General features: G+C 59.5%; 15 protein-coding genes. 1 reads left to right on the top strand and 14 read right to left on the bottom strand.

Features of this window, described 5'->3' with window-relative positions; all coding sequences use genetic code 11:
- The 3 genes from KF784_18665 to KF784_18655 form a co-directional block, all read right to left on the bottom strand.
- Positions 1-180: hypothetical protein (locus KF784_18665; GenBank protein MBX3121088.1), on the bottom strand; the 180-nt coding region annotated here is incomplete at its 3' end.
- A 230-nt stretch (positions 181-410) separates the two neighbouring features.
- Complete coding sequence (locus KF784_18660) at positions 411-677, bottom strand: BrnA antitoxin family protein (GenBank protein MBX3121087.1); 267 nt, start codon at positions 675-677, stop codon at positions 411-413.
- Positions 625-915 carry a BrnT family toxin gene (locus tag KF784_18655; GenBank protein ID MBX3121086.1) on the bottom strand — a complete coding sequence of 97 codons (291 nt, stop codon included), beginning with the start codon at positions 913-915 and terminating at the stop codon, positions 625-627. The genes KF784_18660 and KF784_18655 overlap by 53 nt, the downstream gene beginning before the upstream one ends.
- A 179-nt stretch (positions 916-1,094) precedes the next feature.
- Here KF784_18655 and KF784_18650 point away from each other — a divergent pair, with 179 nt between their 5' ends.
- Positions 1,095-1,346: a hypothetical protein gene (locus KF784_18650; GenBank protein MBX3121085.1), complete on the top strand. Its 252-nt coding sequence runs from the start codon at positions 1,095-1,097 to the stop codon at positions 1,344-1,346.
- Between the two features lie 118 nt (positions 1,347-1,464).
- Here the strand turns inward: KF784_18650 and KF784_18645 are convergent, their stop codons facing one another.
- From KF784_18645 to KF784_18595, 11 genes are all read right to left on the bottom strand, one after another.
- Positions 1,465-1,713, bottom strand: a complete 249-nt coding sequence (locus KF784_18645; GenBank protein MBX3121084.1) for a hypothetical protein — start codon at positions 1,711-1,713, stop codon at positions 1,465-1,467.
- A gap of 83 nt (positions 1,714-1,796) precedes the next feature.
- On the bottom strand, positions 1,797-2,900 hold the full coding sequence (wecB, locus tag KF784_18640; protein MBX3121083.1) for a UDP-N-acetylglucosamine 2-epimerase (non-hydrolyzing): 1,104 nt from the start codon (positions 2,898-2,900) through the stop codon (positions 1,797-1,799).
- 175 nt (positions 2,901-3,075) lie between these two features.
- Positions 3,076-3,315: a hypothetical protein gene (locus tag KF784_18635; protein ID MBX3121082.1), complete on the bottom strand. Its 240-nt coding sequence runs from the start codon at positions 3,313-3,315 to the stop codon at positions 3,076-3,078.
- Between the two features lie 96 nt (positions 3,316-3,411).
- A complete protein-coding gene (locus tag KF784_18630) occupies positions 3,412-4,311 on the bottom strand; it encodes a response regulator (GenBank protein MBX3121081.1) in 900 nt (299 codons plus the stop codon).
- The gene (locus KF784_18625; GenBank protein MBX3121080.1) at positions 4,308-4,667 is read right to left on the bottom strand and encodes an Hpt domain-containing protein; all 360 of its coding nucleotides are present in this window, start codon (positions 4,665-4,667) and stop codon (positions 4,308-4,310) included. Before KF784_18625 ends, KF784_18630 begins: the two co-directional genes overlap by 4 nt.
- Positions 4,667-5,932, bottom strand: a complete 1,266-nt coding sequence (locus tag KF784_18620; protein MBX3121079.1) for a SpoIIE family protein phosphatase — start codon at positions 5,930-5,932, stop codon at positions 4,667-4,669. Before KF784_18620 ends, KF784_18625 begins: the two co-directional genes overlap by 1 nt.
- A gap of 21 nt (positions 5,933-5,953) precedes the next feature.
- Positions 5,954-6,304 (bottom strand): STAS domain-containing protein, encoded by a 351-nt coding sequence (locus tag KF784_18615; GenBank protein ID MBX3121078.1) that lies wholly within the window; start codon positions 6,302-6,304, stop codon positions 5,954-5,956.
- A 31-nt stretch (positions 6,305-6,335) separates the two neighbouring features.
- Positions 6,336-6,674: an STAS domain-containing protein gene (locus KF784_18610; protein MBX3121077.1), complete on the bottom strand. Its 339-nt coding sequence runs from the start codon at positions 6,672-6,674 to the stop codon at positions 6,336-6,338.
- Between the two features lie 29 nt (positions 6,675-6,703).
- Positions 6,704-7,753 (bottom strand): chemotaxis response regulator protein-glutamate methylesterase, encoded by a 1,050-nt coding sequence (locus KF784_18605; GenBank protein ID MBX3121076.1) that lies wholly within the window; start codon positions 7,751-7,753, stop codon positions 6,704-6,706.
- 62 nt (positions 7,754-7,815) lie between these two features.
- On the bottom strand, positions 7,816-8,433 hold the full coding sequence (cheD, locus tag KF784_18600) for a chemoreceptor glutamine deamidase CheD (GenBank protein ID MBX3121075.1): 618 nt from the start codon (positions 8,431-8,433) through the stop codon (positions 7,816-7,818).
- A gap of 5 nt (positions 8,434-8,438) precedes the next feature.
- A partial coding sequence (locus tag KF784_18595; protein MBX3121074.1) for a protein-glutamate O-methyltransferase occupies positions 8,439-9,165 on the bottom strand: 727 nt, incomplete at its 5' end.

Raw genomic sequence — 9,165 nt, 5'->3', positions numbered from 1 at the left:
TGGTGCGGTGCGCGCGGCTTCCGCATTCGCCGGGAGATCGAGAGTCAGATAGGAGGTACGGGGATAGAGAGGCCGCAGCAGAGAGGTCTTGCCGGTCTGTCTCGCGCCGGTGATGAGCACAGCGGGATACGGCTTCGCCATGCGCCGAATACGCCCTTCAACTTCCCTCGCAATCCACATGCGGATAATTTGCACTGATGGTGCAAATCATGCAACTGCTCTCTTTTCACGCTTCTCGTCTGCCGGTGAGCATTGGAATATACTCATAATGGGAGAAGCAGCCGCTCTAGTTGGGCGACGATCCGCTCTGCCGCGTTCCCGTCCCACGTGGAAGGAATGGCGCCCTTTTTCCACTGCCCGGCCATCAATCGCGAAATGTCTCGCAAAGGTTTGCAGGCAGTGCACACCTGTCACGATCGATGCGCGTGCATGTAGGCTCGCAGGAGCGCGTTGATTCGCGTTTGATACCCGGGCCCTTTTGCTTTGAACCAATCCAAGACCTCACGATCCAAGCGGATGGTAACTGCAGTCTTCGGTTCGGGGAGCCTGAGCACGGCGCGTTTGAAGAAGATGTTTCCCTGTTCCGGGATGTCGGAGGTATCAATCTCCTTGTCCTGGAGCGCGTCAATTGCTGCCCAGTTTGTCCTCGAACGCTTTTTTGTAGCGTGCTTCTTCACGGGTATTTGCCTTTCGTGCGGAGATGATGCGAATGACCCTCGCGCGCTCCGTAAATACCACCGCCATGAGCCGGCCACGAATGAACCCGAAGCCGATTTTTCTGGATTCGCCGTAGTCGTTTCGAACGTCCGGGCCTACCACCATGGGGCCGGTGAAGATCTCCGGGACGTCCAGAAAGTCGATGCCATGTTTGGCAAGGTTCGTGGTTCGTTTGGCTTCGTCCCATTCAAAACTCACGAGCAGAGTGTACATACACCATGTATGTACGTCAAGGAGTTGCCGGGATTGTGTACGCCTGCCGGCGCGAGAAGGGAAACGTACTGCCCTTGTACTTTTCGAGGCCCTCCCGACTCCGCACCAAGACAGGGCTACTTACCCACTCGCCAGCATCCGACCGCACGGCTCAACCTGGCAGGATGCTGAAAAAGTCTACCAGCGGCATTCTTGCACGCCACGGCCGTCTCACCGGCTCGGCGGCGTTCACACACGTCCCGCGCGTCGTGAATCTCAGAGGCTCACCGTATCGCACAGGGTGCGATTCGCCTATGGGACACGAGGCGGTCATCGACTTGCGCCCGTCCGCAGACGTGACGTTCCTTCTTCGTCGAGTCGCGGACCTCGCTGCGGCCTTGCCGGACGGCCTTTTACCATCCTGCACGGGGTTATGAGACGGTCCGTGCCTATTCGTGATACCAGCATTCACGGGTACTCGAAAGATTTTTCAACGGCCTGCTCGTCGTCGGGCCGGGGATGCCAACACTGACTCAGCAATTGTGCGACAAACCGTCATGAATAAACCGGGTTAGGCCAGTGGCGTGAACTCTGATCACCGCTCTCGGGCAGGCCATGCATCGACGGGAATATTTGCGAGCCGGTCAAGAGAAAGCGGCCTGGCGAGCGATCCTGATCGAGGCGGACGTTGAGATACCGCAGCAGCGATGTCTTGCCGGTCTGTCTTGCACTGGTGATGAGCACAGCGGGATACGGCTTCGCCATGCGTCGGATCAGCCCTTCAACTTCCCTCGCACTCCACATGCGGATAATAGGCACTGCTCGTGCGAATCATGCACCTACTCTCTTTTCACGCTTCTCGTCTGCCGGTGAGCATTGGAATATACTCATAATGGGAGAAGCAGCCGCTCTAGTTGGGCGACGATCCGCTCTGCTGCTTTCCCGTCCCATTTCGGTGGAATCGCCCCTTTCTTCCACTGCCCGGCCATCAAACGTGTCAGGGCCGGCGGAAGTTTGCCGGGGTCGGTGCCGATGAGTTCGTTGGTGCCGATCGTCACGGTCTCGGGCCGCTCGGTGTTGTCGCGCAAGGTCAAGCAGGGCACGCCCAGCACGGTCGTTTCTTCCGTGATTCCGCCCGAATCGGTAATGACGCCACGGGCATGTTTCACGAGGTAGTTAAACTCGAGATAGCCCAACGGATCGACGTAGTGCATCGACGGGAGTGCCTGGCCCGCTTCACGAAGATTTTTGGCGGTACGCGGGTGCACGGGAAAGACGACCGGCAGGCCCTGCGTGCCGTCCGCAATGGCCTGTAATAGGGCGAGCAACTTGTGCTCACCGTCCACGTTCGCCGGGCGATGCAGCGTCACCACGCAGTACTGCTGCGGTTTCAGCGCGAGGGTTGTCCAGCAGGCCGGGGGCCGCAACCGTCCCTCGTGCTTGAGCAAGGTGTCGATCATGGTGTTGCCCACGAAAAAGATACGGTCCTCGGGGACACCGGCCCGGCGCAAGTTGTCGTTGGCCGTATCGCTGGTGGTGAAAAACCAATTGGTGATCGAGTCGGTCACCACGCGATTGATCTCTTCCGGCATGGTCCAGTCGTGTGAGCGGATGCCGCCTTCGACATGGGCGACCGGTATGCCCATTTTTCGAGCCACGATCGAACAGGCCATGGTCGAGGTCACATCCCCCACCACCAGGCAGAGATCGCTCGTGTCTTTCGCCAGCACCTTTTCATAGCCCACCATGATGCCAGCGGTCTGCTCGGCCTGGGTCCCCGACCCCACCTCCAGGTTAATGTCGGGATCGGGAATGCCCAGTTCCTCGAAGAAACTGCCCGACATGGCCTTGTCGTAATGCTGGCCGGTGTGAATCAGTCGGTAGCGCAGGGCGTCCCCGCCTCGCTTTTGTGCGGCATGCAATGCGTCGATGATCGGCGCGATTTTCATGAAATTCGGTCGTGCTCCGGCGATCAGGTCAATACGCTTCATGGGTAGGCTTCCAGTTATGGTATTGCGATGGCGGTCTGGCTCTCCTCATTACATAGCGGACCTCGGGCGAGTCGTCAACAAAAAGGACGGTGAGGACGGACAAGACGGATCGCCATGGGCAGGGAGAGTGTGTGAGGACGTGGTCGGCGGGTGGCAAGAGCGACGCGAGGAACGGTTACTCTTTTTCGACGAGCCTCCACCCTTGTTTCTGTAGACACCGTTCCGTGGCTTGAATGATCAGCAGTTGGATGCCCTGCTGTAGCTTGGGATCGCGAAGGGTGTCGGCCTGACACTTGTTGTAGTCCTGGGCGTACTGGTCTTTCGGGCGCGTCGGATGGACCCACTCCGCGCCGACGCAACCGGTCAAGACAGACAGGAGGACACAGGAGAGCACGAGGTGAGCGGGACGAATCATGCGGAGCCTCATGGTGAATCGGGGTGAATCGCGGGTCTCAGGGGGTGAAAGATAAACTGCGGGGCGGAGACGCGTCAAGTCAGCGAGCGGCGGTGCTTACGGCAGCGGTACGGAGAAGGTCACCTGCGTGCCGCGTTCGTTATAGGTCAAATCGGGGAAGAACGCCTTGGCGAGAAAGACCCCGCGTCCATTGGCGTCACGGCTGTCGCAGGGCTGGTCGCTCTTCGTGAGAAAGCGGTCCCAGGTGAACCCGTTCCCCTCATCCGCAATCGCGTAGTGGAGTCGGCGGCGGCGGAGGTCGTGCCCGGCCCGAACGACCACGCGACGTTCGGCGAAACGCGGGTCACGCCGGCGCGCCTCGATCAAGGCATCGAATCGGTCGGTGCTGAGCGCCTGGTGTTTCTCGTGATACTGGATTTCCAGGCTGCCATGTTCCACGGCGTTGACGATGAGTTCGATCAGCGTGGCCCGGAGGTGCAGTCGCTGGGATTCCGGGAGCTTATTGGCTGTTTGCTCGATCAACCAGGTCACGCAGGCTTCGACGTGGTGGGGATCGGTGCCGATGGTCAGACGGTAGTCCAGTTGCTCGATGCCCGGTATCGCCTCCACCGGGCGGGGTTGCCGTTGGATCGCTCGATCCAACGCCAGTCCGATTTCCTTGGCACCGGTCGGTCGAGGAACGTAGTCTGTGGCGCCGGCACGCATGGCCTCGAGGACCGTCCCCTCATCCGCGGTGTCGGCCGAAGCGACAATTGCCGTGGTGGCACATCGTGTTCGCATGTGCTGAACGAGCAAGAGCCCGCTGCGTTCCGGTAAGAACAGGTCGGTGATGACGAGCTCGGGTAATGCCATCTCCACCATGGCCAGCGCCGCCTTCGGGTCCGGAGCGGTGACGACAGAGATGTCGCGAGCCTGTGCCTGTTCCAGGATGAGGGCCAAGACCTCGGAATCGGGGACGACGGCCAAGAGGGTGCGGAAGGACTCCGGCACGCTCATGTCGGAAATCCTTTTTCGATGATTGTCGCCAGCGCCGCCGTGAGGCGTCCCGCTTCTGCCTGCACCTGTTCGACCAGTGCGGCAAGTTCCTGTACGGCGGCCTTGCGCGCGGCTTCTTCGAGGTGGGCTGCGGAGGCCACCGTCGGTTTGGCACAGAACTCCATGGCCGACCCCTTCAACTTGTGGGCTTCCTTGATCAGAGTCGGGAGATCGCCTGCGGTCGTCGCCGCCTGAATGGCGGCGAGCGCCGGCGGGGTCCGTTCCACGAACAGACCGGCCAGCGTCAGAAAGAGCTCCTGGTCCCCGTCCAACCGATCGAGCGCGGCGGTCAGGTCCATGATCGTTTGATATTCCACTAGGCCCTCCCCTTGTGCGCGGTCGACCGGTCTTGGATTTCCAGCCCGAGTAGCGCGACATCGTCGGGAAAGATGTCTCCGCCTAGCCATTGATGGGCGATGGCCATGGTTTCCGTGATGCTGTGAACCAGGCCGGAGGAGCGATGCTCTTCGAGTGTGGCTTGCAGGCGGGGCTTGCCCCAGAGTTCACCGGTCGTCGACGGCGCCTCGTAGATTCCGTCGCTTAACAGGTAGAGGCGGTCGTGCGGTTGTAACTGTGTGCGGGCGCTTTCGAAGGTCGAGGCTGGATCGAATCCCAACGGCAGGCTCGCGGAGGCCAGCCATCGGGAGTCACCGTTGGTGGCATGCAGAAATGCGCCGCTATGGCCCGCCGTGGCATACGACAATTCATATGACGTGAGATCGAGGCGGCCCACCCACAGAGTAAAGTACTCCCCGTCCTGGCTTAACGGAAAACGGCGGTTGGCTTCGTTGATGATCGCTCCGGGATCGAAGCTGCCCACGGCTTTCACGAGATTGTCTTCACGGAGAAAACTCATGAGTCCCACCGCGCGCAGCGCTGCGGCGACCCCGTGGCCGGATGCATCGAGAATGTAAAGCCCGAGCGCGTCCGTCCCCCAGGCACAGACCTGGAAGAGATCTCCGCCCAAGGCGAGGGACGGTTGATAGGCCCAGTGCATGGCGATGCCCGGCGCCGGAATCCCCGGCAACGGGAGTTGCGCTCGGACGAAGGCGGCAGCTGATTGGAGTTCGCTCTCCAACTCATGCTGCTTGGCGGAGAGCAATTTGTGCGAACGGTCTAGATCGTCGCGGGTGCGCTCGATCTCACGAACCAGGGCGCTGGACCGTATGCTGGCCTGCACCCGCGCCAAGACTTCCTGCTTGCTGGCGGCTTTACTGAGAAAATCGTCGGCGCCGCGCGAGAGGCCTTCAGCAATCTGTTCGGGCCGATCGTGCGCGGTCATGAGGACGACCTGACTCGATCGTAACTCCGGGTCCGCACGGATCGCTTCACAGACACTGGGACCGTCCATGCCCGGCATCATCCAATCAAGGATCACCAAGTCCGGACGGTGCGCGCGGATCGCGGTTAAGCCGGCGCTACCATCGACGGCTTCGATCACACGATACCCCAAGCGTTTCAATCGACCGGCCATGCCGATTCTGGTGATTTCGTCGTCGTCGACGAGCAAAATCACCGGTGCCGGTTTGGGAACCGTCACGACCTCGACCGATGGTGTCATCTGCGGTGCGGGCTCACCCACGTAAACTGCTCCTGGGACTGTTCAACCGGCCGCGGGCAGATTCGTTGCCGCAATCGCGTCCTGTTCCGAGTGATAAACGGGCAACATCTGATGGAGATTGGCCAACGTAATGATCTCTTTCACGTAACTTTGGGGGTTCAACAGCGCGATCCGTCCCGGCGTGCCGCTCAGGCTTTGCGCCACGAGCGCCAGGGTCCCGAGCGCGGAACTATCCAAAAATCGAACCCCGTGCATGTTGAGAATCACCTGGCGGCAACCGCTCGATTTCACGCGATCGACCGCCCCCTTGAAGGTAGCGCGGTTGGCGTAGGTCAGCTCCCCGACCAGATCGAGAATGACGGCATTCCCGACACGCCGTTCAGTAATCTGCATGCCCGGCTCCTTCCATGACGGCAGATTAGCCTCAGGCGCTCTTCTTAATCGTCGACGGAGCGTCCGCATCGATCAGCGGGATCGTCTTGTGCAAATTGGCCAACTCGATAATCTGCCGGACCGTGGGCTGAGGGTAGGCCAGGGACAACGTGCGCTTTTCTGCCTGCAACTGCCGGTGAGAAATCATCAGCAGCCCCAATGCCGCGCTGTCGAGGAATGCTACTTGGGAAAGCTCGATCACGATCTGGTCGACCCCATCGACGGCGACCGATTTCAGCATTTCCTGAAACGGTTTTCGCTGGGTGTAGGTAAAGTTGCCTTCCAGCTTCAAGGTGACCTTGCGATTATTGACTTCTTTCGTGATTTTCATTCCGGCTCCTCTTTGGAAAAAGTGAACGATCAGGCACGGGTGACACGAGTCAGCACGGTTGCGGCAATGTCTTTGAGCGGGCGCACGACGTCGGCCGCCCCCAGCTTAATAGCTTCTTTGGGCATCCCAAAGACGACGCACGAAGCCTCATCCTGCGCGATGGTATAGGCCCCGGCTTCCTTCATCTTGAGTAACCCCTTCGCGCCGTCCCCGCCCATCCCGGTCAAAATGACCCCCACCGAATTCCCGCCCGCATACTGCGCGACGGAGTCGAACATGACGTCGACCGAGGGGCGATGGCGGTTCACCGGCTCGTTCTGATTGATGCGCACCGAATACCGCGCACCGCTGCGAACCAAGGTCATGTGGTAGTTGCCGGGTGCAATCAGCGCATGACCGGGCAACACGCTGTCGCCGTCTTCGGCCTCCTTCACGGAGATGCGGCAGAGTTCGTTCATGCGATCGGCCCAGGTTTTCGTGAACTTTTCAGGCATATGTTGCGTGATCAGTATCGGAGGGGTATTGGGTGGCAGCACCTGCAACACCTCCTTCACGGCTTCGGTCCCGCCGGTTGACGATCCGATCGCGATAATCATATCGGTTGTCTTGATCATGGCCGAGTTCAGGGCGGTCGGCCTCACAGGAGTCTGTGCGCCTGCCGCGGGCGTCTGTCGGAGCGACGCGGTGGCTGCGCCTTTGACCTTGGCGATCAAGTCGGCGGCAATATCGTCCATGCCCTGGCGAAGATCGATCTTCGGTTTGGTGATAAAGTCCACCGCCCCGAGCTCCAGCGCGCGGAGTGTGGTCTCGCAGCCGGCCTCGGTCAATGAACTGACCATGATCACCGGCGTGGGACGTCCCCGCATGAGCTTTTCCAGGAAGGTCAAGCCGTCCATCTTCGGCATTTCCACATCCAGGGTCAGCACATCGGGATTGAGCGCCTTGATCTTCTCTCTGGCGACATAGGGATCCGGTGCGCTGCCGATGACCTCGATGTCGGGATCTTTCGACAGCAGCTCAGCCAACACTTGCCTCATCAACGCGGAATCGTCGATCGTCAGCACTCGAATCTTACTCATTGCCGAACATCTCCATCTCTTGTGGTGTGCCTGCGGGACAAGGTGCCACTCCGGGCCCACAGTTAGAAGAGCGTGATATCGCCCTGTTGCGTCGTCGGCTCCTCTGCGATCCGGTGTTGGTACTCGGACTCCCGCTCGTAAATCGTCCGATTCTTGACCCGTTCGATCTTTTTCATCAGCACGCGCCCGGAATCCGTGAAGTAATACACCTTCCGGGGATACACGTCGCCGAGATCGCTCTTGGCGACGGTGTAGCCTTCTGTCTTCAGAAATTGCAGGACCCATTCGGTATTACGTGCACCGACATCGATATTGCCTTCGTAGATTCTTCCGGCGCCGAACAGTTTCACTTCCAGTCGATGCTTCAGCCCGCCGCGCTTCAGGATTTCGTTGATCAGTTGCTCCATCGCGAACGAGCCATACCGTGTCGACTCCCCGCCCCAGGAATCTCCGGATTGATGTTCTTTCGGCGCGGGAAGCATAAAGTGGTTCATGCCGCCGACACCGACGATCGGATCGCGAATGCAGGCGGAAATACAGGAACCGAGGACGGTATAGACCACCATCGGTTCCCGGCTCACGAAAAACTCACCCGGTAGAATGCAGGCGATTTCGTGAGGAAACCGGCGATCCTGCATCCGGCGAATATGGGAAAATGTGTCGGTGTCGATGACAGGCATCGTTCTCAAGCTTCCTTCCAGTAGATGGTCGGGGCGATCGTTTTGAAAGGATGGGACACCCACTGCAAACTTTCTGAGTGTCCAATGAACAAGTATCCGCCCGGCTTGAGATGGTGATAGAACTTGTTCACCAGGCGTTCCTGCGTCGGACGATCGAAGTAAATCATCACGTTCCGGCAGAAGATCAGATCGAGCGGCGCCTTGATGGGGAACCGATCGTCCATCAGGTTCAACCGCCGGAACTTGATGATTGCAGAAAGATGCGGCTTGACCTTCACGAGCCCGGCACTGTCTCCTCGCCCATGAAGGAAATGCCGCTTCACGATCTCCGCCGGAACCTCGCGTACCCGCTCTTCCGCATACAGTCCCTTGGCGGCATGCGCCAAGACGCGAGTGGAGATATCCGACGCGAGGACCTGAAAGTTCCACTGCTCCGGGGCACGGACGCTTTCATACAGGGTCATGGCGATGGTGTACGGTTCTTCTCCGGTCGAACAGGCGGAGGACCAAATCCGGATTTGTTTTTCTTTTTCCAGGGTGGGCAGGATGCGTTCACGCAGAAAATCGAAATGTTTGGGCTCGCGGAAAAAATCCGTCTTGTTCGTCGAGAGGAGATCCAGCATGCGCGTGAACTCTTCGCCGCTTTGGTCCTGCGTCACATACTGGTAGTAAGAGGCAAAACTATCCATATGGAGGTCACGGAGCCGTTTGGTCAGGCGAGAGACCACCAGG

Source organism: Fimbriimonadaceae bacterium, from assembly GCA_019638775.1.
Lineage (GTDB): Bacteria > Armatimonadota > Fimbriimonadia > Fimbriimonadales > Fimbriimonadaceae > JAHBTD01.
The sequence above is the reverse complement of the archived record's forward strand: the minus strand, read 5'-3'. Positions and strand labels throughout refer to the sequence as shown.

Excerpts from the sequence above, each read along its gene's own strand:
- KF784_18645 (MBX3121084.1), bottom strand. The coding sequence starts at position 1,713 with ATGTGGAGTGCGAGGGAAGTTGAAGGGCTGATCCGACGCATGGCGAAG.
- KF784_18635 (MBX3121082.1), bottom strand. The coding sequence starts at position 3,315 with ATGATTCGTCCCGCTCACCTCGTGCTCTCCTGTGTCCTCCTGTCTGTC.
- KF784_18605 (MBX3121076.1), bottom strand. The coding sequence starts at position 7,753 with ATGAGTAAGATTCGAGTGCTGACGATCGACGATTCCGCGTTGATGAGG.
- cheD (MBX3121075.1), bottom strand. The coding sequence starts at position 8,433 with ATGCCTGTCATCGACACCGACACATTTTCCCATATTCGCCGGATGCAG.
- KF784_18615 (MBX3121078.1), bottom strand. The coding sequence starts at position 6,304 with ATGCAGATTACTGAACGGCGTGTCGGGAATGCCGTCATTCTCGATCTG.
- wecB (MBX3121083.1), bottom strand. The coding sequence starts at position 2,900 with ATGAAGCGTATTGACCTGATCGCCGGAGCACGACCGAATTTCATGAAA.
- KF784_18610 (MBX3121077.1), bottom strand. The coding sequence starts at position 6,674 with ATGAAAATCACGAAAGAAGTCAATAATCGCAAGGTCACCTTGAAGCTG.
- KF784_18630 (MBX3121081.1), bottom strand. The coding sequence starts at position 4,311 with ATGAGCGTGCCGGAGTCCTTCCGCACCCTCTTGGCCGTCGTCCCCGAT.
- KF784_18650 (MBX3121085.1), top strand. The coding sequence starts at position 1,095 with ATGCTGAAAAAGTCTACCAGCGGCATTCTTGCACGCCACGGCCGTCTC.